The organism is Paracoccaceae bacterium Fryx2 (assembly GCA_032334235.1).
GTDB lineage: Bacteria > Pseudomonadota > Alphaproteobacteria > Rhodobacterales > Rhodobacteraceae > JAVSGI01.
This window is the reverse complement of the sequence record JAVSGI010000003.1, coordinates 219,258-243,480: the sequence shown is the minus strand read 5'-3', so window position 1 is coordinate 243,480 and position 24,223 is coordinate 219,258. Positions and strand designations below refer to the sequence as shown.

Annotated in this window: 27 protein-coding genes and 1 pseudogene; 22 read left to right on the top strand and 6 right to left on the bottom strand. The window is 62.7% G+C overall.

Annotation, left to right across the window (positions count from 1 at the left end):
• Positions 1-255: 255 nt before the first annotated feature.
• Positions 256-714, bottom strand: a complete 459-nt coding sequence (locus RNZ50_02120; protein ID MDT8853846.1) for a hypothetical protein — start codon at positions 712-714, stop codon at positions 256-258.
• Here RNZ50_02120 and RNZ50_02115 point away from each other — a divergent pair.
• The 20 genes and pseudogenes from RNZ50_02115 to RNZ50_02020 all read left to right on the top strand — a co-directional run bounded on the left by RNZ50_02115 (position 707) and on the right by RNZ50_02020 (position 19,107).
• Positions 707-1,060 (top strand): hypothetical protein, encoded by a 354-nt coding sequence (locus tag RNZ50_02115; GenBank protein ID MDT8853845.1) that lies wholly within the window; start codon positions 707-709, stop codon positions 1,058-1,060. The two genes, RNZ50_02120 and RNZ50_02115, sit on opposite strands and share 8 nt — an antisense overlap.
• Complete coding sequence (locus RNZ50_02110) at positions 1,060-1,593, top strand: hypothetical protein (GenBank protein MDT8853844.1); 534 nt, start codon at positions 1,060-1,062, stop codon at positions 1,591-1,593. The genes RNZ50_02115 and RNZ50_02110 overlap by 1 nt, the downstream gene beginning before the upstream one ends.
• Positions 1,590-2,363, top strand: a complete 774-nt coding sequence (locus RNZ50_02105) for a hypothetical protein (protein ID MDT8853843.1) — start codon at positions 1,590-1,592, stop codon at positions 2,361-2,363. Before RNZ50_02110 ends, RNZ50_02105 begins: the two co-directional genes overlap by 4 nt.
• Complete coding sequence (locus tag RNZ50_02100; protein ID MDT8853842.1) at positions 2,353-2,874, top strand: hypothetical protein; 522 nt, start codon at positions 2,353-2,355, stop codon at positions 2,872-2,874. Before RNZ50_02105 ends, RNZ50_02100 begins: the two co-directional genes overlap by 11 nt.
• Positions 2,871-3,770 carry an ATP-binding protein gene (locus RNZ50_02095; GenBank protein MDT8853841.1) on the top strand — a complete coding sequence of 300 codons (900 nt, stop codon included), beginning with the start codon at positions 2,871-2,873 and terminating at the stop codon, positions 3,768-3,770. Before RNZ50_02100 ends, RNZ50_02095 begins: the two co-directional genes overlap by 4 nt.
• A gap of 14 nt (positions 3,771-3,784) precedes the next feature.
• Positions 3,785-4,456, top strand: a complete 672-nt coding sequence (locus RNZ50_02090; protein ID MDT8853840.1) for a hypothetical protein — start codon at positions 3,785-3,787, stop codon at positions 4,454-4,456.
• A gap of 10 nt (positions 4,457-4,466) precedes the next feature.
• Positions 4,467-5,381: a DEAD/DEAH box helicase family protein gene (locus RNZ50_02085; GenBank protein MDT8853839.1), complete on the top strand. Its 915-nt coding sequence runs from the start codon at positions 4,467-4,469 to the stop codon at positions 5,379-5,381.
• A 100-nt stretch (positions 5,382-5,481) separates the two neighbouring features.
• Positions 5,482-6,959, top strand: a pseudogene (gene istA, locus RNZ50_02080) (IS21 family transposase).
• A complete protein-coding gene (gene istB / locus RNZ50_02075; GenBank protein MDT8853838.1) occupies positions 6,956-7,777 on the top strand; it encodes an IS21-like element helper ATPase IstB in 822 nt (273 codons plus the stop codon). Before istA (RNZ50_02080) ends, istB (RNZ50_02075) begins: the two are co-directional and overlap by 4 nt.
• Before the next feature lie 133 nt (positions 7,778-7,910).
• Positions 7,911-9,449, top strand: coding sequence for an IS21 family transposase (gene istA / locus RNZ50_02070; GenBank protein MDT8853837.1), 1,539 nt, complete (start codon positions 7,911-7,913; stop codon positions 9,447-9,449).
• A gap of 12 nt (positions 9,450-9,461) precedes the next feature.
• Complete coding sequence (gene istB / locus RNZ50_02065) at positions 9,462-10,223, top strand: IS21-like element helper ATPase IstB (GenBank protein MDT8853836.1); 762 nt, start codon at positions 9,462-9,464, stop codon at positions 10,221-10,223.
• Between the two features lie 210 nt (positions 10,224-10,433).
• The gene (locus RNZ50_02060) at positions 10,434-11,336 is read left to right on the top strand and encodes a helicase-related protein (protein MDT8853835.1); all 903 of its coding nucleotides are present in this window, start codon (positions 10,434-10,436) and stop codon (positions 11,334-11,336) included.
• 266 nt (positions 11,337-11,602) lie between these two features.
• Positions 11,603-11,803 (top strand): DUF6511 domain-containing protein, encoded by a 201-nt coding sequence (locus RNZ50_02055; protein ID MDT8853834.1) that lies wholly within the window; start codon positions 11,603-11,605, stop codon positions 11,801-11,803.
• 38 nt (positions 11,804-11,841) lie between these two features.
• Positions 11,842-12,570 carry a hypothetical protein gene (locus RNZ50_02050; GenBank protein MDT8853833.1) on the top strand — a complete coding sequence of 243 codons (729 nt, stop codon included), beginning with the start codon at positions 11,842-11,844 and terminating at the stop codon, positions 12,568-12,570.
• Entirely contained in the window at positions 12,567-14,975 is a 2,409-nt protein-coding gene (locus RNZ50_02045) for an AAA family ATPase (GenBank protein MDT8853832.1), read from the top strand. Before RNZ50_02050 ends, RNZ50_02045 begins: the two co-directional genes overlap by 4 nt.
• 704 nt (positions 14,976-15,679) lie before the next feature.
• Positions 15,680-16,216 (top strand): hypothetical protein, encoded by a 537-nt coding sequence (locus tag RNZ50_02040; protein ID MDT8853831.1) that lies wholly within the window; start codon positions 15,680-15,682, stop codon positions 16,214-16,216.
• A gap of 5 nt (positions 16,217-16,221) precedes the next feature.
• The gene (locus RNZ50_02035; protein ID MDT8853830.1) at positions 16,222-16,425 is read left to right on the top strand and encodes a hypothetical protein; all 204 of its coding nucleotides are present in this window, start codon (positions 16,222-16,224) and stop codon (positions 16,423-16,425) included.
• The gene (locus RNZ50_02030; protein ID MDT8853829.1) at positions 16,415-16,864 is read left to right on the top strand and encodes a DUF6362 family protein; all 450 of its coding nucleotides are present in this window, start codon (positions 16,415-16,417) and stop codon (positions 16,862-16,864) included. The genes RNZ50_02035 and RNZ50_02030 overlap by 11 nt, the downstream gene beginning before the upstream one ends.
• A 451-nt stretch (positions 16,865-17,315) precedes the next feature.
• Complete coding sequence (locus RNZ50_02025; protein ID MDT8853828.1) at positions 17,316-18,596, top strand: site-specific DNA-methyltransferase; 1,281 nt, start codon at positions 17,316-17,318, stop codon at positions 18,594-18,596.
• 67 nt (positions 18,597-18,663) lie between these two features.
• The gene (locus tag RNZ50_02020) at positions 18,664-19,107 is read left to right on the top strand and encodes a VanZ family protein (GenBank protein MDT8853827.1); all 444 of its coding nucleotides are present in this window, start codon (positions 18,664-18,666) and stop codon (positions 19,105-19,107) included.
• 11 nt (positions 19,108-19,118) lie between these two features.
• Here the strand turns inward: RNZ50_02020 and RNZ50_02015 are convergent, their stop codons facing one another.
• From RNZ50_02015 to RNZ50_02000, 4 genes are all read right to left on the bottom strand, one after another.
• Positions 19,119-19,685 (bottom strand): DUF3489 domain-containing protein, encoded by a 567-nt coding sequence (locus RNZ50_02015; GenBank protein ID MDT8853826.1) that lies wholly within the window; start codon positions 19,683-19,685, stop codon positions 19,119-19,121.
• An 87-nt stretch (positions 19,686-19,772) separates the two neighbouring features.
• The gene (locus RNZ50_02010; protein ID MDT8853825.1) at positions 19,773-19,997 is read right to left on the bottom strand and encodes a hypothetical protein; all 225 of its coding nucleotides are present in this window, start codon (positions 19,995-19,997) and stop codon (positions 19,773-19,775) included.
• A 73-nt stretch (positions 19,998-20,070) separates the two neighbouring features.
• The gene (locus RNZ50_02005; GenBank protein ID MDT8853824.1) at positions 20,071-20,385 is read right to left on the bottom strand and encodes a hypothetical protein; all 315 of its coding nucleotides are present in this window, start codon (positions 20,383-20,385) and stop codon (positions 20,071-20,073) included.
• Between the two features lie 14 nt (positions 20,386-20,399).
• Complete coding sequence (locus tag RNZ50_02000; protein MDT8853823.1) at positions 20,400-20,618, bottom strand: hypothetical protein; 219 nt, start codon at positions 20,616-20,618, stop codon at positions 20,400-20,402.
• Between the two features lie 113 nt (positions 20,619-20,731).
• Here RNZ50_02000 and RNZ50_01995 point away from each other — a divergent pair, with 113 nt between their 5' ends.
• Positions 20,732-21,328: a hypothetical protein gene (locus RNZ50_01995; protein ID MDT8853822.1), complete on the top strand. Its 597-nt coding sequence runs from the start codon at positions 20,732-20,734 to the stop codon at positions 21,326-21,328.
• Positions 21,276-23,270, top strand: coding sequence for a phage terminase large subunit family protein (locus tag RNZ50_01990; GenBank protein ID MDT8853821.1), 1,995 nt, complete (start codon positions 21,276-21,278; stop codon positions 23,268-23,270). Before RNZ50_01995 ends, RNZ50_01990 begins: the two co-directional genes overlap by 53 nt.
• A gap of 22 nt (positions 23,271-23,292) precedes the next feature.
• Here the strand turns inward: RNZ50_01990 and RNZ50_01985 are convergent, their stop codons facing one another.
• Entirely contained in the window at positions 23,293-24,186 is an 894-nt protein-coding gene (locus tag RNZ50_01985) for a DUF1186 domain-containing protein (GenBank protein MDT8853820.1), read from the bottom strand.
• Positions 24,187-24,223: the final 37 nt, after the last annotated feature.

Below are 24,223 nucleotides of genomic sequence, written 5' to 3'. Positions count from 1 at the left end.
CCCCACTCTTTTCCCACCTCGTTCCCACCTGGGCGACGACCGCATCAGGCACCTTAGGCTCATCAGAAACGATGACCGAGGTATGCCGCGATGCAGATACAGATTTCCCCCGACAACATTGCCACCATCATCCACGAAGCCAATGCAGCGGCGCGCCGTTTGCGGCGGCGGCTGTGTCTTCCGATCTGCGAGCGGGAGGATCTGGGTCAGGACCTCCTGGTCGATCTGTTGCGCCGCTTGCCTGCCTTCGACCCATCACGCGGCAGCCTTGGGGCCTTCGCTGGCCTGATCCTGCGCAACCAGGCTTCGCGGATTGCAATCCGTCACCACCAGCAGCGCCGCGCGCAGGGCGGGTCTCTGCTGTCGCTCGAGATGCCTTTGGCCGGAAGCCAAGTGCCGGTAGGCAAAACGTTGATCGAGGCGGACGGTCTTTCCGCCTGGCACGGTCAGAATTGCTGCGCCGCTGCCTACATCGAACTCCACCACGCCTTGCAAACCGCCCTTGGGCACCTTTCGGCCGAGGACCGCCGCTTCTGCGCGGCGCTGGCGCATCGCCCGGTTGCGGCGCTGGCGGGCGCGGGGTTCGGCAGCCGGTCCGCACTTTACCGCCGCCTCGCCGATCTTCGCCACGTTTTCACCGCCCACGGCCTCGGTCCCGCTTGGGACGATCTCGTGGCGGCCTGAGTAGAGGGAAATGGAGGAGATCATGTTCATGAAGACCACAACTTTCACCACGGTTCGCGCCAGCCGACCGCTTACCGAAATCGAGTTCTGCGCGTGGGTGGCGCAGGCCAGCCCAAGCGACCGGCTGGAATATTATCGCGGCTTTCTGGTCCTCGACATCTTTCCGGTACTGGCCCGCTTGTCGGACCTGCAACGGGCGGAACTGGCGAGGCTCGCCTCCCGCGCATTTTGGGCCGCCGAACTGGGCCTCGTGCATCTTGTGCAAGAGCGCCTCGGCATCGACCTGTTCGCCTATATCGCCGTCGCCAGACCCAAGCCCAAAGCCGCCGCTGTCTCCATGTCTGAGCTGCTGCTCGCCGAACAGGAGGCCGCGTGATGCCCGCATTTCAATCCCTTTTTACCGATCATGGAGATCCATTCATGCCATTCCCTGAAAACACGCCCACACCCGACGATCTGCCATCCCTCAGTGCGGCCGATATCGCATCACTGCCGGTCGAACTGCTCGCGATCCTGCAGCGCGAGATCGATGAGCGCCTAAAACGCTACAAGGCCGCAAAGACCCGCTTCGATGCTGGGCTGGTCATCCGCTACGCCACCCGCGCTGCCGAGGAACGTCAGGTTCAGGCCAAGGACACCGGCACTGTCCGTTTTGACGACGGTGATTTCAGTGTGGTCGCTGATCTTCCAAAACGGGTAGATTGGGATCAGGATCGGCTGGCCGCAATGGTCGCTCGCATTCGCGCCGCCAAGGACGATCCCGCCCAGTATGTCGACATCACCTACAAGGTGCCTGAGCGAAAATACACGGCTTGGCCCGATTCCATCCGCGAAGGTTTTGAACCTGCGCGCACCGTTCGCACTGGCACGCTGTCCGTCACGCTGATCCCGGCGGAGGATCAGCAATGACCGCCGTTCCCCTTGTCATAGGCGAGGTGCATGACCTGCGTGCGCTGGTCGACCGCGCCGCAAGCATTCTCGCAAACGCGCGCAGTTCGGCCGAAATTCTTGATGCGCGTGAGATGGCGGGCCTCGCTTATGACGTCGCAAAGCGCACCGCGCGGATACAGCGGGCTAAGGATGCGCATGATGTGCTGATCGGTGCCGCCCACCGCGCACAGGCGAATGCGTTGGAAATCGAGGCGCAGGCCAAGCACCGGCTGGCAGATGAATATGATGCGGCGCAGGCCCGGGGCGAGGTAGCCGCGGGGCGTCCAAAAACTCTTGAAGGCGGCAAGAGTTTTCAGGCCACGGCAGCTAACCTGGGTTTGCGTCACGATGAAATCCATGACGCGCGCCTGATCCGCGATGCTGAGGCAAATGACCCCGGCATCGTGCGCCGCAGCCTCGATGATCGCCTTGCGCGGGGCGAGGAACCCACAAGGGCGGCCTTGCGCAAGATGGTGGTGGATGCCGCCATGCGGGGCCTACGCCCCCAGCGGTCGGCCAGCCGACGCAATCCCCTATATGTCCCGCCGACGCGCGAGCAGGCGGCTTGGCGGCATGTCACGGGTACGTTCCGCGCATTCGCCGAATGGGCATCTGACGCCAACCTTGCCCTTGCCTATGACGGCATGCGCGAGGCCCGCGACGCCCCGTTTCACGAGCTCGATGCGCAGGCCATCGCCCGTGGATCAGCAGCCTTCACCCAAATCAAGGAATGCTTTGATGCTCAATAGCCAAACAGTGGCTTTTGCCGAACGTGTCTGGGAGATCGCCTCCCAGCTTGGAAACAACGCACCGAAAATCGCCGATAACATGATGGAAGATGCCTTTCCGCAGACCTGCGCGCAAGCGCGCCAAGAAGGGGCGTTCAGGATGCTGCGTACGGGCGTCATCACTGAGGTCAAGCGCATCCTGCGCAACCAGAACGATGCGATGGAGCAAGGGGATTTCGCGGAGATCGCCGACACCTTTTCACCGCTCGTTCGTGCCCTGCGATCCAAGACCTACTTCGTTGAAAGTGCGCAGGAATATGTTGGTATCCCCGAACTCATCGCCGAGCCCGATTTGCTGGACGATGCCCGCCGCTTCATGCGCCGCAAGGGCATCGAATGCCTCGCGGAGGCTGACCGGCTCGACACGCTCTTCGCGGCGATTGTTGCCCACGATCCTGATGAAAGACGCTCTGAAGCCGTCCACCCGCCACGTGTGACCGGCGTGGCTGCTGGCGCGCAGGTGCTGTCATGACTGGCGCGCTTCCCATCATCACCGCCGACCAGCGCATGGCCGAGACGCGCGGCATCAAGGGCGTGATCTTTGGGCCCTCCGGGATCGGCAAGACAACGCTGCTGTGGACGCTGATGGCGACCACGACGCTGTTCTTCGATCTTGAAGCTGGGGATCTGGCGATCGAGGGTCTCGCCATCGACGTCATCCGCCCGCGGACCTGGAAGGAATGCCGCGATTTCGCGGTGTTCATCGGCGGGCCCAATCCAGCGCTGCGTGGCGAACAGCCCTACAGCCAGGCACATTATAACGAGGTCTGCGGTCGGTTTGGCGATCCGGCCGTACTCGGTAAATACGACACGGTTTTCATCGACTCGATCACCGTGGCGGGGCGGCTTTGCTTCCAGTGGTGCAAGGGCCAGCCAGAGGCCCTGTCGGAGAAGACCGGAAAGCCGGATGTGCGGGGCGCTTACGGTCTGCATGGCCGCGAGATGATCGCCTGGCTCACGCACCTGCAGCACACACGCGGCAAGAACGTCTGGTTCGTGGGGATCCTCGACCAGAAGCTCGATGACTTCAATCGCAAGATCTTCGTGCCGCAAATTGATGGGTCCAAGACCGGCCTCGAGCTGCCCGGGATCGTCGATCAGGTCATCACCATGATTGATGTGCCTGATGCGAAGGGCCAGCCCCAGCGGGGCTTTGTCTGCCAGACGCTGAACCCTTGGGGCTATCCGGCCAAGGACCGATCAGGTCGTCTTTCGCTGCTGGAGCCCCCGCATTTGGGTCAGCTGATGGAGAAAATCCGGGGCCCTCTGCTCCCTGTTGAGCGTCGCCTGACCTTCAAACCGCCGGTGCTGCCCGCGCCCCCGGTGGCCGAAAGCACCGGCCCATCCAACACCTCTACTGAAAACTGAAAAGGACAAACCCGATGACTGGACTCTGGAACGACTTCAACTCCGCACATTCCAACAGCGATATGATTCCCAAGGGCACGCTGGCCAAGGTGCGCCTGACCATCCGCCCTGGCGGCTTTGACGATCCGTCGCAGGGCTGGACTGGCGGTTATGCCAAGCGCGGTGCCACCGGCGCGGTCTATCTCGACGCCGAATATACCGTCGTCGAGGGGCCCTATACCAAGCGCAAGATCTGGTCGCTGATTGGGCTTTACAGCCCCAAGGGCCCTGATTGGGGCAACGCCGGGCGCGGCCTAGTCAAGGGCATCCTGAACTCGGCACGAGGCATCGGCGACAAGGATAACTCAACCGATGCGCAGGCCCGCCGCCGGATCAGTGGCTTTGCCGATTTGGACGGGATCGAATTCATTGCCCGCATGGACATCGGTTCTGACACCAATGGCGAGGACAAGAACGAGGTTCGCAGTGCCATCACACCCAGCCACCGCGATTATGCGCAGCTGATGGGGCAGGGTGGGGCTGCCTCCATACCGCGCTATGGCCAGCCCCCGGCACCGGCAACCAGTGCGCAGCAGCAGGGCTATGCCGCCCCGGCTCCGGGCTACGCAGCACCCAGCCCCCAAACCCAGACGCCACAAACCCCTGCGACACCCGGTTTTTCCGGGCGTCCCAGCTGGGCCGAGTGAGGGCAGAGCAATGCGCCTTCGCCCTCGTCAGAAACTCTTTGTCGATCGCAGCCTTGCTGCGCTTGGCGCTCATGGCAACACGCTGGGCATCGCGCCCACCGGCGCGGGTAAAACAATAATGCTGTCGGCGGTCACGGGTGAGTTGATCGGCGACAGCGCCGCCAAGGCTTGCGTGCTGGCCCACCGCGACGAGCTGACCGATCAGAACCGGGACAAGTTTGCCCGGGTCAATCCGGGCCTCACCACGTCGGTGGTCGATGCCAGTGCCAAAGCGTGGGCCGGTCAGGTGACCTTCGCCATGGTGCCGACGCTGGCCCGGATCGGCAATCTCGCGGCCATGCCACAGCTTGATCTGCTGGTGATTGATGAGGCGCATCATGCGGTGGCGGCAAGCTATCTCCGCATCATCGACCATGTCCGCAATGCCAATCCTGACGCTCGGATCTTTGGCGTCACAGCAACCCCGAACCGCGGCGACAAAACGGGCCTGCGCGAGGTTTTCGATAATGTCGCTGATCAGGTGCGTCTGGGCGAGTTGATCGCCTCGGGCCATCTGGTGCCACCGCGGACTTTCGTGATCGATGTCGGTGTGCAGGACAAGTTGCGCACTGTGCGCAAGTCGCTGGCTGACTTCGACATGGCAGAGGTCGCGTCGATCATGGACCGCGCGCCGGTCACCGACGAGGTTATCCGCCACTGGAAGGAGAAAGCGGGTGACCGGCAGACGGTTGTGTTCTGTTCTACCGTCGCCCACGCCGCCCATGTCACGGCGGCCTTCAACGCCGCAGACGTGCCTGCCGGGCTGATTCATGGTGATCTGTTGCGCGACAACCATCTTGGCCGGTGCCGACAACCACCTTGGCCGGTGGGGCTGAACGGAAGACGGGCATGCCCGTCTGGAGGGCAGCCCCACCGGCCTGATTGATTTCGGGGAAGGTGCTGGTCGCTGCGGGTTGGTAAGCCGGGTTCCTCTGCCGTCAAACGGAGGATCCGGGTTGGCCTACAAACCCATCAACGACCAGCAATTGAGATTATACATGTCCGACCTCCGATATCACAGTCAGCGCACGTCGGCCGCCCGCGCCGGGTTCAGCGAGCGCACGGCCCGACGGTTCGATGCCAACCCGACGCTGCCCTCGAACCGCAAGATCGTTCACGGGCGCACGGTGGCCGATCCCCTCGAAGGCTTTTGGGAGGGCGACATCCTTCCCTTGCTGGAGAGGGACAGCGCCTTGCAGGCCGTCACCCTGCTGCGCCACCTTCAGGGCCTGCATCCGCTGGCCTTCCCCGATGACCGCATCCGGCGCACCCTGGAACGGCGGGTGCGGCAGTGGCGGGCGCTGAACGGACCCGAGCGCGACATCATCTTCCGCCAGACGCCGGAGCCGGGCCGCATGGCCCAGTCGGACTTCACCCATGCCGAGGAGCTGGAGGTGACGATCGCGGGCCAGCTATTCCCGCATCTGCTCTACCACTTCGTCATGGTCTACAGCCGGTGGGAGCATGTCGGGGTGGTCCTGGGCGGGGAGAGCTTCACGGCCCTGGCCGAGAACCTGCAGCAGGCGCTCTGGTCGCTCGGCGGGCACCACAGGAGCATCGCACCGACAGCCTCTCGGCCGCTTTCCGCAACCTGACGGCTGACCAGCGCCAGGATATCACCACGCGCTACAATGCCTTCGTCGGCCATTACGGCATGGAGGCCAGTCGCAACAACCGCGGCGAGGCTCACGAGAACGGCGCGGTGGAATCCCAGAACCGGCACCTGAAGAAGGCCATCGAACAGGCGCTGATCCTGCGCGGCAGCCGCGACTTCGCCAGCATCGAGGACTACCGGCGCTTCGTCGACATTCTGGTGGCACGGCGCAACCGGCAGCGGGCGATCGCGGTTCAGGCGGAACAGGCGCATCTGAAGCCCCTGCCGTCCCGGCGCACCACCGACTTTACAGAGACCGTGGTTCCGGTCACCCGCACCAGCGGCTTTCTGGTCAAGAGCATCTTCTACAGCGCCCCGTCGCAGCTGATCGGGCAGCGCTTGCGGGTCCACCTTTACGACGATCGCCTTGAGGCCTTTCTCGGCAGCACCCTGGTCGTCAGCCATACAAGGGCGCGTGGTCGCGGCGACGGCCATCGCGTGCATGTCATCAACTACCATCACGTCATCCACGCGCTGCGGCGCAAACCGCAAGCCCTGTGGAGTTCGATCTACCGCGACAGCCTGTTCCCGCGAACCGAATACGCTGAGGCCTGGAAGGTGCTGCAGCGTGATCTGCCCCGCCGCGACGCCTGCCGCCGCATGGTCGACCTGCTGTTCATCGCCCACGACCGGGCCTGCGAGGCGGAACTGGCACATCTCCTGACGGACGATCTCGACGCCGGCCGGGTGCCGGACCCTGACCTGCTGATGCTCCGCCTGAGCCCGAAGCAAACGGCGCTGCCGACAGATGTCACCGTCGCCCATCCCTCGCTCGACAGCTTCGATGCCCTTCTGGGAGCCTGCGCATGACCTCCCGCGAGATCGACATCCACACGCTGCCAGGCATGCTGACCGCGCTGCGCCTGCCCAGCTTCCACAAGCTTTGGGCCGACATCGCCACCCGCGCCGATGCCGAAGGCTGGCCCGCTGCCCGCTTTCTGGCCGTCCTCGCGGAATACGAACTGGCCGAGCGCGACATGCGCCGCATTCAGCGCCACATGAACGAGGCACAGCTACCGGCTGGCAAGACGCTGGCGACCTTCGACTTCAAGGCGCTGCCAACCCTGCCGCGCGCCCGGATCGAGGCCTTGGCGGCCGGCGACTGGCTGGAGGGTGGCGGCAATCTGATCGCCATCGGCAATTCCGGCACGGGCAAAACGCACATTCTCTGCGCGATAGGCCATGCCCTGATCGAGCGGGGACACCGCGTGTTCTATACCCGGACCAGCGATCTGGTGCAGCGACTTCAGGCCGCCCGCCGCGATCTGGTGCTCGAAGCCGCGCTCGCCAAGCTCGACAAGTTCGACCTGATCATCCTCGACGACATCACCTACGCCCACAAGGATCAGGCCGAGACAGGCGTGCTCTTCGAGCTGATCGCCCGGCGCTACGAATGCCGCAGCATCGCCATCGCCGCCAACCAGCCCTTCAGCGGCTGGGACCAGATCTTCCCGGACAAGGCGATGACCGTCGCCGCCATCGACCGGCTGGTTCATCACGCAGCGATCCTGGAGATGAATGCCGAAAGCTTCCGCCAGCGCGCGGCCGCCTCCAACAAAGAGGCGCTGAGCAGACCGCCAACGACAACCATCGCCGACAACAAGGACAAAGGTGCGTGTTTCGCTTGATGGTGGGCATCGATTTCACGGGATCATGGGCAGTCATTTCGCGTGAAGCTGGGCACTGATTTCGCGGGATCGCGGGCAGGTCTGGTCGGCAAATTGAGGATAGTTGCGCCTTCAGGAATGAAGGGGTGGCTTGATGCCGACAGGACGATTGAACATGCGCCGGATACGAGATGTTTTGCGATTGAAGCTTGGGCAAGGCCTGAGCGAGCGGTCCATTGCCGCTTCCCTCGGTCTGAGCAAGGGGAGCGTCGGAAGCTACACCCAACGGGCGCGTCATGCCGGGCTCACGTGGCCCTTGCCGGAGGGGATCGATGACGACAGCCTTGAACTTCTTTTGTTTCCAGCCCCGCCCACGGTGCCGGACGCGGAGCGGCTTGTGCCCGACTGGGCGGAGATTGACCGCGAGTTGCGCCGCCCTGGGGTGACGCGGATGCTGCTCTGGGAAGAATACCGTGCCGCGCACCCCGGGGGTTTTGCCTATACTTGGTTTTGCACGCATTACGAGGCTTGGAAGGGTCGGGTGCGCCCGACGATGCGCCAGACACATGTGGGCGGCGAGAAGGTGTTCGTTGACTTTGCCGGCGACACCATCGACGTGATCGACCCCACGACCGGCGAAGCGCGGGCCATGAAGCTGTTCGTGGCGGCAATGGGGGCATCGAATCACACCTATGCCGAGGCGGTGGCATCGGAGGGGTTGGAAGATTGGATCCTCGCGCATATCCGGATGTTCGCCTTTCTGGGCGGCGTGCCAAAGGCGGTGGTTCCGGACAATCTGAAGTCCGCCGTGATCAAGGCAGACCGGTTTGATCCGGGGCTGAACCGGACCTATGCCGAGATGGCGGCGCATTATGGCACCGCCGTTCTGCCCGCCCGGCCGCGCAAACCCCGGGACAAGGCGAAGGTGGAAGTGGCTGTCCAAGTGGCACAACGCTGGATTCTGGCGCGGCTGCGGAACCACCGGTTCTTCTCATTGGCCGAGTTGAACGTGGCGATCCGGCGGCTGCTGGACGAGTTGAACATGCGCGTGATGCGCGGCTATGGCGCCAGCCGCGCCGATCTGTTTGCCACTTTGGATCGGCCCAATCTTCAGCCCCTACCGCCCGAACCTTATGTCTTCGCCCGCTGGAAGCGCGCCCGCGTGGCACCCGACTATCACGTTGAGGTCGACAGCTCATGGTATTCCGTGCCCTTCGCGCTGATCAAACAAGAGGTCGATGTTCGCACAAGCGGCCAGACGGTCGAGATATTCCATCGTGGTCAGAGGGTTGCGAGCCACGTGCGCACCCCGGGGCGGCGCAGCCATGTCACCGTGGCCGACCATATGCCATCGGCCCATCGTCGCTTTGCCGAATGGACCCCGGCCAGAATGCTGGCGCAGGCAACCAAGACCGGCCCCGCCGTCGCCGCCTTTTGCGAGATGGTGATGGCTGACCGCCCCCATCCTGAACAGGGGTTCCGCACCTGCCTGGGTGTGCTGGCCTTGGTCAAAACCTATGGGCCGGAGCGCGTTGATGCGGCCTGCCAGCGGGGTGTGACCATCCGGGCCCGCACCGTCACCTCCATTCGTTCGATCCTCAAGACCGGCCTCGATCGCGCCTTCCTGGAAGGCTCCGAAGAGGTCGCCCCCCTCCAGCACGCCAACATTCGTGGCGGCAGCTATTACCATTGAGAAAGGACTAAAATGCTGACCCATCCCACCCACGACCGACTGTTGGCGCTCGGCCTGACCGGCATTGCATCGGCGCTCGAAGAACAACGCAGGTCAACCGCCTTCGACGCCCTCTCGTTCGAAGAGCGTCTCGGCCTGCTGGTCGACCGCGAGGCTGCAGAGCGCGACACCAAGAAACTGGCCTCCCGGCTCAAGTTTGCGGCTCTGCGCCAAGATGCCAGCGTCGAGGATCTGGACCTGCGCAGCCCACGTGGTCTTGACCGCAGTGTCATGGCGCATCTTGCCGATGGCGGCTGGATCGCCCGGCACGAGAACCTGCTGATAACCGGGCCGACCGGTTTGGGCAAAAGCTGGATCGCCTGCGCCCTTGGCCACAAGGCGTGCCGGGATGGGCGGCCCGTCCTCTATCAACGTGCGCCGCGCATGTTCGAGGCCCTTGCTCTGGCCCGTGGCGATGGCCGCCATGAACGCATCCTCAAAACCATCGCCCGCATGGATGTGCTGATCATTGACGATTGGGGCCTCGCCGTCCTCACCGCCCCGGAGCGCCGTGACCTGCTGGAAATCCTCGAAGACCGCCACGGCCGCGCTTCCACCATCGTCACAAGCCAACTCCCCGTTGACCAGTGGCACGAAGCCATCGGCGACCCAACGCTCGCAGATGCCATCCTCGACCGCCTCGTTCACAACGCACACCGCCTCACCCTCTCAGGTGAAAGCCTGCGCAGGCGCTCCGCCGTCACAAAAAAGCTTGACCAAATCGTTCAAGCCTGACTCCATGAAAGCGTCGGCCAGCCTGCCCACGATCCCGTGAAATGACTGCCCAGAATGGCGCGAAACGCGTGCCCACGATCGCGCGAAATCAGCGCCCATTCTCCGCGAAATCCGCAGACAAAGGAGAAGGCTGAGCGAAAAACAATTCCAGATACGCCAACCCAGCGGCCTAAAACCGGCCAACGTGGTTGACGGTCACGGACATGCTGGTTGACGCGCTACAGTGATCTGCCAAGCGAGGATCGCCGTCAGGTTCTGGCAGCATATGCCGCCGGAGAAATTCGCGTCATCGTCAACGTTTCGGTTTTGACTGAAGGCTGGGATCACCCGCCGACCTCCTGCGTCGTGCTGCTGCGCCCCTCATCCTACAAATCCACCATGATTCAGATGGTCGGGCGCGGGCTGCGCACCATCGATCCGGAGGAACACCCCGGCGTCATCAAGACCGACTGCGTTGTGCTGGATTTCGGCACCTCGAGCCTGATCCACGGCACGCTTGAGCAGGATGTCGATCTTGACGGCAAGACCGAGACTGGCGACGCCCCAACCAAGGTCTGCCCTGCCTGTTGCGCCGACATTCCACTGGCCTGCTTTGAATGCCCGCTCTGCGGCGAGGTTCTTGGCGCTGACGAGGACGGCGTGGCTGAGGCGACGGGCCGCGCCGAGTTGACCGGCTTCATCATGACCGAGATCGACCTTTTGAAGCGGTCCAGCTTTGCTTGGATCGACCTGTTTGGGGCCGATGACGCGCTAATGGCCAACGGGTTCAACGCCTGGGGCGGCATCTTCTTTCTGGAAGGGCGCTGGCATGCGGTCGGTGGCGCAAAGGGCCAAAATCCCCGCCTGCTGGGCATTGGTGAGCGGACCGTCTGCCTTGCGCAGGCCGATGATTGGCTCAACGAGGTCGAGACCGATGAAAGTGCGTTCAAAACGCGTGGCTGGCTGAAACAGGCCGCCACGGACAAGCAGCTGCAATACCTGCCGCCCGCCTATCGGCAGGATTATGGCCTGACGCGCTATCATGCTTCGGCGCTGATGACGTTTACCTTCAACAAACGGGCGATCCGCCACCTCGTCATGACCTCCGGCCCCGACCAGCGGAGGGCCGCATGAGCCATGTCGCGCAAATCGCGTCCCCGCCCCCGGTGGCTCCGGATCGGCCGGGTCCAGATCGCCTCTGGCACCCGCGTCCTCTGCTTTGCGCCGTTTGCACATCTCCCACACAGGGGTTTGGCTGGTTCGATCCCCACCAGCCGCGCCGTTCGCCGGGGAAACGGTCCCCCGGACCGTTTTCTGATCCGGCTCACCGAACCCGCCGCTGGTTTTGCTCCATGGGCTGCCAGGCGGCCTTTACCCTCAAAGCCCAAAAAGGATTGAACATGGTCGATTTCACCGAAGAGGAAACGCGAGTGCTGCCCGCCGTCATGCGCGCGCTCGCCCCCGAGATGGAGCGCATCGGCTGGAACCGGCAGTTGGGTCAGCTCACCCAGCACGACATGCAACAGCTGATGGTGACAATGGTCGCAGCATTTCGCGCTGAAATGGCTCTGATCACCAAGGATACGGAGATCCCCTTCTGATGTTAGACTATAATCACAGGCCCAGCTTTGCCGACAAGGTGAACGCCGCCGTCGACGCAACCCTGACTGCTGACAATGCTGCACGCACTCCGCGCGACTATCTCGGCGGCTCGCGGCTCGGCCATGCCTGCGAACGCGCGCTGCAGTTCGAGTTCACCCATGCCCCCAAGGACGAGGGCCAGGATTTCAGCGGCCAGCTGCTGCGCATCTTCGCCATAGGCCATGTCCTTGAGGATCTGGCGGTGGCATGGCTGCGCGGCGCGGGCTTCGATCTTTACACGCGGAAGGGCAATCGCCCCGATGGTGGCCAGTTCGGCTTCTCCATCGCTGGCGGGCGCATCCGTGGCCATGTCGATGGCATCATCGCCGCAGGCCCCGAAGGCTTGGGGTTGGCCATTCCCGCACTCTGGGAATGCAAGACGATGAACGCCAAGAATTGGCGGCTCTGCGTCAAGGATGGCGTCACCAAGTCCAAGCCGGTCTACGCCGCGCAGATCGCTGTCTATCAGGCGTACATGGAGGCGACTGTGCCTGGCATTAGCGCCGCGCCAGCGCTGTTCACCGCAATCAACAAGGACACCGCCGAAATGCACCACGAGCTGGTGCCGTTCGACGCGGATCTGGCGCAGCGGATGTCGGATCGCGGTGTGCGGATCCTACAGGCCACGGACGCGGGCGAGCTGCTGCCGCGTGTGGCCCAAAATCGCGATTTCTTTGAATGCCGCTTCTGCCCATGGGCGGAGCGCTGCTGGGGGATGCCCGCATGAGCGACACACCCAAAGACCCGCCCCGTTCACAAGATCAATTTGAGGGATCCAAAATGAGTAATGATCACGACGATCACCACGCGCCGTCCGACACGCCGCCGCCCATCGACCAGCCCAAAGAAAACCTGATCCATTTCAACCCATGGCGGGATTTCAACGATGCGGTCTCGCAGGTGGATGTCTTCGGAGACGAGCCGGACCCCGTGCAAATCGCCCAATTCATGGGGGTGGTCTTCGGCTACTGCGACGGGCTGATCCCGGTGCGCAGTTTTATCGACAAGGGCCAAGGCATCGATGGCCGCCCGCATAACATCTGGATCGAGGCCAATGCCGCCACCGGCGATAAGATGACGACGTTCGCAACATGGGCCTGGCGTGAAGGGGCGGCGGTCTACGTCATCCCCGGTACAGTCGCTGCCCCCGGCCAGGCCAAGGCCGCAGAAGTCCTGCAGATGCAGACCGTGGTCGTGGATATCGACACCGGCGATATTGCCGCCAAACGCGCCCATCTTGAACGCCACCTCGGCCTGCCTACCATGGTCGTTGAGAGTGGCGGCGTGACGCCCGAGGGGCAGCGCAAGGCCCATGTCTGGTGGAAACTCAGCGAGCCCGCCGAGGGCGATGACATTCGCCGGGTGTGCCGTCTGCGTGGTGACATCGCCGCCAAGGTCGGCGGTGACATGCACTTCCGCTCGGCCCACCAGCCGATCCGGGTGGCAGGCTCGGTCTATTACAAGAACAACCTCAAGACCCAAGTTCGGATCGTGGAAATGAACCCTGCGCTGGAACGCGATTTGGGCGAATTCATCGATACCGTCGCAGACATGCCGCCCGCGCCGGGGGTGTCGTTGCAGCCGGATTTCACGGCTCTGGACAAGCCCCGCTCCGACGAGGTCTTGGTCACCCCCGTTCGCGAAGGCGGGCAGGACGACTGGTCACGCTTTGAGGGCGCCAGTGCGGCGATCGGATACTTCATCCGCATGGTCCATGACGGGCGCCTCTCGAGGGACGAGGGGTGGACGGCGATCTGCGGCTACAACGCGGCCATGCTGCGGCCCCAGTGGCCAGTGGAGCGGCTCAAGCGCGAGTCCGAGCGGCTCTGGGCCATCCATGTCGAGAAGCACGGGCCCCCGCTGATCCGTCTCGATAGCGCGGCCCCTGTGCCCAATGATATGCCAGCCTTCACGCTCGGTGCACTGCTGGACGACCAGAGTCCGATGCCCGCTGATATCATCGCTCCGCGCGTGCTGACGCCCGGTGGGCTTCTGGTGCTGGGCGGGGCACCCAAGGTGGGCAAGAGCGACCTGCTGGTCTCCTGGCTCGTGCATATGGCCGCTGGCGTGCCGTTTCTCGACTTCACACCGCCGCGTCCCCTGCGCGTGTTCTACCTGCAGGCAGAAATCCAGTATCATTATCTGCGCGAACGGATGAAGCAGATTTCGCTGCCGCAAAGGGTTTTGGCTGGCGCGCGCGACAACCTGGTCGCGACACCGAAGCTGAAGATGCTGCTAGACACCGAAGGCAGCATGCGCGTGGCCGAGGCCATTCGGCGGGCCTTCCCGACCGATCCGGTCGACATCATCTGCATCGATCCAATTCGCAACATCTTTGACGGCGGACCCGACGGCGGCGGCGAAAACGACAACGGTGCGATGATGTTCTTTCTGAAGGACCGGGTCGAAGTTCTGCGAGACCACATCAACCCCGAGTGCGGCGTGATCCTTGCGCATCACACGAAAAAACTCAGCAAGCAGCAGGTCAAAGACGATCCCTTTCTGGCGCTCTCCGGGGCGAGTGCGCTGCGTGGCTTCTATACTTCTGGCCTGATCCTGCACCGTCCCGACGAGGAAAGTCCCCAGCGCAAACTGGAGATTGAGCTGCGTAATGGGCCTGCCTTGGCGCCGAAGCTGATCGACAAGGTCAACGGGGAATGGGTCGAGATCAACGCCATGAACGAGCGGCTGGTGAGAGCCGAGACGGGGGCCCGGCAAGACGCGGAGCGGGATCGGAAACACGACGTGATCCTGAGCCTGCTTTACGAAGAAGCCGTCGAAGGCCGTCTCTACACGTCGACGCAACTTGGTGCTGCTTTTGAGAACAAGCATGGCCTTGGCAGCCAGTTTACCATTCGGGATCGGCTGAATGTCCTGGCGACCAAGGGCTTCGTGAAATTTCGTCGTGATCTGGTCGAACATGGCTTCTCCGCCACCCAATCGCACTTTGGCTATCTCTGCGTTGAAGGCATGTGTTTTGGTCGTGACCCGGTGGTCGATCCTGACACGGGTGAGGTGCTGGCCGAGGGCCAGATCGTCCTTCCTAGCCACTTCAAATGCCCCCATTCCGGCCGTGCCAGGGAGGTCGAAAACCCTGCTGTCTGGGTCTTTCCGAAGGGGGTGGATGAATGACTTTGTCATATGACAAAGGCCTTTGTCATCCTCATGCCGCGGTCATGAAGTCAATGAAATCAACAACTTGCTGATGAGGATGACGAGGGTCTCCATCATGCCCCTTTGTCATCAAAAATGGGATAAACTGAAATGAAAACAGATACTTGCGTCGTTAGGATGAGGAAGATTAGAAACCCCTATACTAAGTATGAGGGGGGCGGACGCCGTCCTGCCCCCTCACACAACGATAGTATTCGCGCGACCGGGTTGCCCAAGGCTGTTGTCGATTGTGGAAAGCGTTCCTCTGAAGCCAAGTTTGCGCGGGTCGTTCAAAAGATCAATTTCCGCGTGTTGCCGTTGCCGGGAACCGTGCTGATGCATGAGGGGCAGCGCTACGTCGCGGTTGGCTCCGACCTGTACAAACGCCGCGATGGGCAAATCGTCCCGATCATCCTTTGGCAAAGTCACTGCGCAGAATGTGGTGGGCCGTTCGAGTGCTGGAGCGGTCTGCGATCGTGGACACTGAACCGTCGCTGCCCTCAACACCACGCACCTGGCAAGGCTGTTGCCTTAGCGGCTCGCAAGCGCGCGTCCAAATACATACGCAAGCATGGCAGCAGTAAAAAATCTTAACCCCAATCCGACGACGGCGACCCGCTCCGCCAAGAACATGATCGCCGTCGTCTTCCACCCGAGCAATGCACCCAAAAAGGAGACCACCCATGGCTGACCTAACTCAACGCGCCACGATCCGAGGCGCAAGACCTGAATCGCCACTGCCGCCGCAAACGGCCCGTACAATCCTTGCCCTCGACCTCGGCACCGCCACCGGCTGGGCGCGGCGCAGCTACGACGGGCTGATCACCAGCGGTACCGCCAGCTTCCGCCCCGGCCGTTTCGACGGCGGCGGCATGCGCTACCTGCGCTTCACCAACTGGCTGGGTGAGCTGGACCGTCTGTCTGGACCGATAGGGTCAATTTGGTTCGAAGAGGTCCGGCGCCACACCGGCACTGACGCAGCCCACGTCTACGGTGGCTTGATGGCCACGCTGACAGCATGGGCCGAGCTGCGGGGTGTGCCCTATCAGGGCGTCCCAGTCGGCACGATTAAGCGCCACGCCACCGGCAAGGGCAATGCGCCAAAGGAGGCGATGATCACGGCGGCCCGTGCGCGGGGTTTCAGCCCCGCCGACGACAACGAGGCCGATGCCATCGCCATTCTGTTCTGGGCCCTTGAAACGCAGGGAGGGCTGGCGTGATGGGCATGCGGTTCACCCCAAAGGGCTGCGGCGGCCAGCGCCGTAGCCCCGAGCAGGTCAAACGCGACGGCTGGCAGGAGCAACAAATGCTGGCGGTCTCGCTCGACGATCATCGGCTGACCTGGCCAGAGCGGGAACTCGTCCGACAGCTTGGCGAGAGGCTTTACGGCAAACTTCCTGCGGTATGGGAGGTGCGCAATGGCCGCTGACTGGACAACCACACAGGTGGAGGATCGGCTGGAGAGCGCCGCCGACGTCTTCCGCGCCTTGCCCAGTGTGAGGCCACAGGGCTTCGTCAACGCTTGGCCTGATTATTTCTACAGCTTCGCGGACAAGGTTGGTCAGGAGCCGCAGATGCGTCGTCCCCGGCCAGGCCCACGCCAAATCACCGAGGCGGAGGAGGCCATGCTCTGGCTGCGCTGGCTCGAGAAGGACGACGCACGGATCGTCTGGCTGCGAGCCAACCATGTGCAGTGGAAGAAGGTCTGCTGGGAGGTGGGCCTCAGCCGTCCGGCGGCCAACCGTCATTGGCAGTATGGCATCGCGCTGATCACCTGGCGGCTCTGGGCACGCGTGCCATCGTCCAAACGTTCGAAGCGCTTCGTGATTGAAAACGCCAACAATCTGTCAAGGAAAATCATAATGTGAGAAAAATTTTCAGAGAGACACCGGAAGGGATTCCATCACACGGCTCTGGAGGCTATCTATTGGATATACTCGGGAGTGACGCGTGCAGAAGACTGCCACTGCAATCGATCTCCGGGTGGATACCGTGGTGGACCCCAGAGTCCGAACCGGAATCCAGCGGGGGTCCACCCCCTAAGCCATTGTTTTCCGGTTCCTTTCCGGCCGAAAACGTATACGGGGGGGCGCAGCGCGGCATATCGCTAGCGTCAGAGCGATTTTTTTGGGAGTCCACCCGTCGTGGAGTCCACCCGGAAACCCTGAAATAGCACAACAAAACAGATACTTGGCTGGTGGACTCCGGGGTGGATACCCTGAACTCCGGAGTCCAGCTTGAAGCCAGTGGAATCCACCATGGATTCCGCATCCGGAGTCCACCCCGGAAGCCAGCCAATCCTGCAACAGGACGCAACTCATGACCCTCGCCTTTGCTCCAGACCGCATCGAAATGCGGCCGATCAGTCAATTGCAGCCCTACGCGAAGAACGCGAAGCTGCATGGCGCGGATCAGGTTGCTAAGATCGCCGCCAGCATGGCCGAGTTCGGCTGGACCGTGCCCTGCCTTGTGGCTGAGGACGGCGAACTGATCGCGGGACACGGCCGGGTTCTGGCGGCAACGCAACTCGGGCTGACTGAAGCGCCGGTGATCGTGCTGGGCCATCTGACCGAGGCCCAGCGTCGAGCCTACCGGATCGCGGACAACAAGTTGACCGAACTCGGGGCATGGGATGAGGCGCTGCTGTCGGCGGAACTGAACGACCTGCTGGCCGAGGATTTCGACCTGTCCTTGATCGGGTTCGACGACGCTGAACTCGAGGCGCTGTTGGCCGGAGAGGTCGATCCTGAAACCGCCTCCCGCGAAAGCGAGGATGATGTTCCCGAACCGCCTGAAACCCCGATCAGCCGACCCGGCGATCTGTGGTTGCTTGGCAAGCATCGGCTTCTCTGCGGTGATGCGACGGTTGCCACCGATGTGGCGCACGTTCTGAATGGCGTCCTGCCGCTGCTGATGGTGACTGATCCACCCTACGGTGTGCAATACGATCCCGGTTGGCGCAACAAGGCGGGAGCCGCCGCGACCAAACGCATCGGCAAGGTGCTGAACGATGACCGGGCTGATTGGCGCGAGGCCTGGGCGTTGTTCCCCGGCGACGTCGCCTATGTCTGGCACGGGGCGCTGCACGCGACCACGGTCGCCGACAGCCTGATCGCCTCAGGCTTCAATATCCGGTCGCAGATCATCTGGGCAAAAGATCGTCTGGTGCTGAGCCGTGGCGATTACCACTGGCAGCACGAGCCATGCCTCTATGCGGTGAAAAAGACCGGCAAGGGCCATTGGGCGGGTGACCGCAAGCAGACAACGCTGTGGCAGATCGCAAACAAGGATCAGGATGCCGAAACAGTTCACGGGACGCAAAAGCCGGTCGAATGTATGCGCCGGCCCATCCTGAACAACTCGAGCCCCGGGCAAGCCGTCTACGAGCCCTTCATGGGATCGGGCACGACGCTGATCGCGGCGGAAACGACAGGGCGCGTGTCCTTCGGGATCGAATTGAACCCGGCGTATGTCGATGTCGCCGTAGAGCGGTGGCAACAGTTCACCGGTGAGACCGCGGTGTTGGAAAGCAGTGGGCAGAGTTTTGATGACCTGAAATCCGGCGAAGCCCCGCCGGTTGACGCCAAAATGGATTCCTGACCGGGCTACGGCATTGACACTCCATGGGAATGTTGCGCTGGTAGACATTCACCGACAGGAGCGATGTGTGACGCAAGGGCAGAAGAAACTGAGACGGATAGCTATTTGCAGCGCGGTGACGATCGTCTTGGCGCTGATCATTGCCGTGCTGACGCTCGCGCCTATGCCCTCGGGCGGCCCCTCGGGGTCTGACAAGCTCTATCATATTTTGGCCTTTGCCTGCCTCGCGTTCCCTCTGCCGCTTGTGCGGCCGCGACTGACGATCTGGGTCGTGGTGGGTGTTATTGCCTACGGCGGCGCCATTGAACTGATCCAACCCTTCTTTGGTCGGCAGGCCGAATGGGCTGACCTCGTGGCAGACGGGATCGGCGCTATCCTCGGTGCGGTTGTTGCGCGCCAACTTGGGCTTTGGCTTCGCAGATTCCGTGGAGACAAAAAATATCTGCTGTCCAACCCACGGAATGCGTCGCGTTTGCACTCTGCTATTTCCCAGCTCGGCGAGGAACGTTGATAGAACGCTGTTTAAGATAACCGATATACCCTTCCACGCTGGTCTTCTTTCTTGGAGGTGATGTTCAGGCCAAGCTTTTTCTTGAGCGCGCCGGACATGACACCCCTAGCAGTGTGCGGCGCCCACTGCAGGGCAGTGGCGATCTCGTCGATGGTCGCGCCGTCCGGCGAGCGCAGCATGTCAATTAGTGCGGCCTGCTTTGTGCCTGTACGCGGCGTGTGCGCTTTGGGCGCGGTCTCGGTCTTGGCGGGGGTGTCCGGCGCAGGCGTGTTGGTTGTCGCGTTCATCGCGCTTGCAGGCGCGATGTTTGCGTCCACCTGTTCGATGCCGATGGCGGAGAGCCCTGCATCGGTGGCGACCAGCGTGACGCCGTGGCCATCGCCGGTCTCGCGCCAGACGGGCTCGCCCTTGCGCATGTTGGCATCGACTTCTTTGATCAAGCCCTTGGCGATCATCGCGCCGACCACCTTGGCGGCAGCACCGCCGCGCAGACTGTCGGGCAGTGGCAGGGCGATGTGTTCGGACCGCCCTGCGGCGGCGCTCAGGATCAGGGTTTGGGTGTCGGTAAGCTGGGTCACTGTCGTCTCCGTATCGGGGCGCGCGGGATGCGGGCCCTTCTACGAGGCCAAGCCCCGCACGGCGGGGCTGGCGCGATTGCCGAAGGGTCACTCGGTGTGTTCGCCCTCGCGGAACGCACCGTCGCTGATCTGTCGCAGCAAGCTGGCGTAGTTGTTCAGGCTTCCGACATGGCCCCAGTTGATCTTGTCGGGGTGGGCGTCAAAATGGTCCGCGCTGAGGGCTGTCAGGCGTTTGAGCATCGCGTCGATCTCGCCTTTGGTGGCGAGGAAGGCGGCGAGGGCTTTGGTGTTATCGGTGGCGCGGCGGGTCATAGGGGGTTGCTCCTTGAGCGAGTTGCATCGTTTTCCTGAGACAATCATCGCTCTGATGGGTTGATTATCGTAGTCAATTCACAGCAATAACATTGCTTTCCGATCCCTTGGCGCGGTCGGTGGCATCTACCCAGCCACCGTCCTGCCAGAGATAAAGGTGGCACAGCTCGCAGGTCGGATGCGGCAGGATTTGTGGTTCGCGCGGTGGATCAAAACAGTCCAGCGCGTCAGCGCGCACCTGCCGGATTTCTTTGGCGGCGAGGATGTCCGCGGGCGTCCAGCGCGCCAGTGCGGGCAGCATGTGGCTGGGGTAGCCATCATAATGGCAATAAACATGGGCCCAAGCGTCGGGACCGATTTGGATGGCGATTTGCGCGCGTGTGCTCATGTTTCTGCTCTCCCTCAGATCAGGTGCAAGCTGGCCAGCACAGCGCTGGCGGCGGCAAGCTGGGTGGTCGGCAGCTCAATCTTGAGATGCGAGATCACGTCCGAGGCTTCGGCGGTGATCCCGTCTTCGCGCAGCGCGGCCTCGATGGTCTCGGCGACGGCGTTCGGGCGCGAGCGGTCGAAGTGTGCGGGAATCGCTGCGTGGTCTATGCGGATGGTTGTTATTGCGGTCATGATTTGGTCTCCGATCAGGATTGATTTCCTGATCTAAGAATCGCTCCATCGCAGGGTGTAATCAACTCATTTCAAAGCAATATCATTGCTTTATGAACGGCAAAGGGCGTGCGATGCAGGGGATGAGCGAGCGCCAGTATGCCGCCCATGTTGGCCTGTCGCGGGGCGCTATCCAGAAGGCCAAGGAGGGGGGGCGGCTGGTTCATCACACGGATGGGTCGATTGATGCGGCCGCGTCCGATGTGCGGCGCGCTGCAATGACGGACCCCGCCAAGCAACGTGGTGAGGCAAGAAATGCACCCGCACCCAAACTAAAGCCGGTCCCCGACACCGCGGTGTCGACCGTGGGTGAGACATTGCGCGAGGAAGGGTTGCCCGCCCCAGTCACTGGCGGCGGCACAACCTTCCTGCAGGCAAAGACCGCCAACGAGGTGCTTAAGGCGCAGGAGCGCAAGCTGAAGCTGGCGAAGCTGAAGGGCGAGTTGATCGACCGCGACCGCGCGGTGGGGCTGGTCTTCCGGCTGGCGCGGGAAGAACGCGACGCCTGGGTGACTTGGCCCGCGCGGGCGGCGGCGCTGATGGCGTCGGAACTGGGGGTGATGATCGCGGATCAGGGAAGTCTGGAGCCCGTCATGATGCAGAAGGTGCTGGAAGCCCATGTCCGTGCCCAACTCGAAAGCCTCGCCGAGGTCCGCATCGACCTTCGCTGAGAACGATAGATTTGATGGTTCTGATCAACTGCTGCGCAGCTGGGGCCGGGGCCTCCAGCCCGATGCTGATCTGACGGTGTCGCAATGGGCCGATGCGCACCGGATGCTGGGGTCGCGTGCCAGCGCCGAGCCGGGGCGCTATCGCACATCGCGCACGCCGTATATGCGTGAGATCATGGATGCGCTGTCGCCGAGTTCCGCTGTCCAGCGGATCGTGTTCATGAAGGCCGCACAGGTCGGCGCGACTGAAGCCGGGAACAACTGGATCGGGTTTGCCATCCACCAGGCACCGGGGCCGATGCTTGCGGTGCAGCCAACTGTGGAACTGGCCAAGCGCAACTCGCGCCAACGGATAGATCCGCTGATCGAGGAAAGCCCGGAGCTGCGCGAACGGGTCAAACCAGCGCGCTCGCGTGATGCAGGCAACACGATGCTGTCGAAGGAATTCGCGGGCGGCATCCTGATCATGACCGGGGCGAACTCGGCGGTCGGCCTGCGGTCCACCCCGGCGCGCTACATCTTTCTGGACGAGGTCGACGCCTATCCCGCCTCGGCCGACGAGGAAGGCGACCCGGTCAGTCTGGCCGAGGCGCGGTCACTGACCTTCGCACACCGGCGCAAGATCTTCTTGGTCTCGACCCCGACGATCCGGGGGCTGAGCCGGATCGAACGGGAATATAAGACCAGTGATCAGCGCCGGTTTTTTGTGCCGTGCCCGCATTGCAGCCAGTTCCAGTGGCTGACGTTCGAGCGGCTGCGCTGGGAAAAGGGGCGACCCGAGGCGGCGGCATACCATTGCGAGGGCTGCGACCGCGCCATCGCCGAACATCACAAGACGGCACTGTTGGAAGCGGGCGAATGGCGGGCAACTGCTGTCGCCGCCGATCCCGGCACCGTCGGCTATCATCTCTCGGCGCTGTATTCGCCGATCGGCTGGCTGAGCTGGGAGCGGATCGTGCGGGCATGGGAGGCAGCACAAGGCTCAGACGAGGCGATCCGGGCCTTCAAGAACACGATCCTTGGCGAAACATGGGTGGAAACCGGCGAAGCGCCGGACTGGTCGCGGCTCTATGATCGCCGTGAAACATGGAAGCCGGGCATCGTGCCTGCGGGCGGGCTGTTCCTGACCGCCGGGGCCGATGTGCAGAAAGACCGGATCGAGGTTGACGTCTGGGCCTGGGGCCGGGGCGGCACAAGCTGGCTGGTCGACCACATCGTGATCGAGGGTGGTCCCGACCATCAGGGCGCGTGGGCCGAGCTGACAAAGCTTCTTGACCGGACGTGGATCCATCAAAACGGCGCGCAGCTCCGGCTGGCCAAGCTCGCCATCGACACCGGCTATGAGGCTCCAGCCGTCTATTCCTGGTCGCGGCGGCAAGGGGTGGCGCAGGTCGCACCGGTCAAAGGCGTCGAAGGGTTCAACCGTTCTAGCCCGGTGTCGGGCCCGACTTATGTCGATGTGACCGACGCGGGCAAACGCCTGCGCCGGGGTGCTCGGCTTTGGACCGTGGCGGTGTCCACCTTCAAGGCGGAAACCTACCGCCATCTCGGTCTGCCGCGCCCGACTAAGGAAGAATTGGCCGAGGGCGTAACGTTCCCGCCCGGCACGGTGCATCTGCCCGATTGGGTGGACAGCGAATGGCTCAAGCAGTTGGTGGCCGAGGAACTGGTCACGGTGCGCACCAAACGCGGCTTTGCCCGGCTTGAATGGCAAAAGCTGCGCGAGCGCAACGAGGCGCTGGATTGCCGGGTCTACGCCCGCGCGGCTGCCTGGATTATCGGAGCGGATCGCTGGCCAGAGGCGCGCTGGGTGGATCTGGAGGCGCAGGTGGTAGGGGACGACAAGGATGATGCTTCACAAGACAAAGCCGCAGCAGGATCCATCCGTGCGGTGCGCAGTCCGGCGCGGCGCAGGACCGTGACGTCGAATTACATGCGGTGATCGACCCGAGTCTGATGCTGCTTCATTGCAGACAGCATTTCTTGAACTTCTTGCCGCTGCCGCAGAGACATGGGTCGTTGCGGCCAACGGAAGGTGCAGGGTTCTTTAAGAACTCGGTCCAAGGAGCCACGCGCAGGTCGTTACTGACCTTGCGCACCTTTTGCTGCTCGAAGAATGCATCTGTGTAGCAGTGCCATTTCGACAGTTCAGCGATGGAATCGGTGATCAGTCCCTCGCCATAACGGGGGTTGCCTGGTGCACCGTTCGCATCACGCGTCGCCTGCAAATCTTCCAGAAAATGCGAGAAGTCGCAGTAATCCTTGGGGATCAGGCCTTTGTCGAAAAGTTCACGAACTGCTTCAGTCATGTCATCAAGACCAAGATCGGCAATGGTTTCGGTCCACCCCATCAGCACATCAGTCGATGCCTTGGGGTGGCGCGTCCGGAAGGTCCGGTTGAAATCCTCGATCGCGGGGCGCTGATCAGGATGGATGTGTGCGATCAGGACAAGGGCGCTCATCAGGGAGCTGCGCGCGAAATCGTCGGCTTGCAGATCAAGAATTGCCTCGAACAAGGGCTGCAGATCGCCATCGAAGGTGCCCGCGATGACGCGAAAACTGACTTCCGTCACCGCATCGCCCAGGGTGTGATCGATGGTTTTTGTCGGGCGGCGCAGCATGTGAAGCAAAGGGCGATAGGCATGCGTGACCCGCCATTCGCCTAGCAGATAGAAGACCGGGATTAGTGCCATCAGATCAGCGCCGCGCATGGCGGACACGTGTTGGCGTCCGAGCCGCGCAACCAGTTCGAGGAAGATCGGCGTTATTGCTTCGCGTTGCTCGCCTGCAGCGGCCATCGCGGCCTTTGGGAAAATGTCGTCCCGCGCGAGGTCGCGCATGATTTCGGAGGGGGTCATGGGTTTGCTTTCAATGGAGGGCAGGCCCATCAACTGA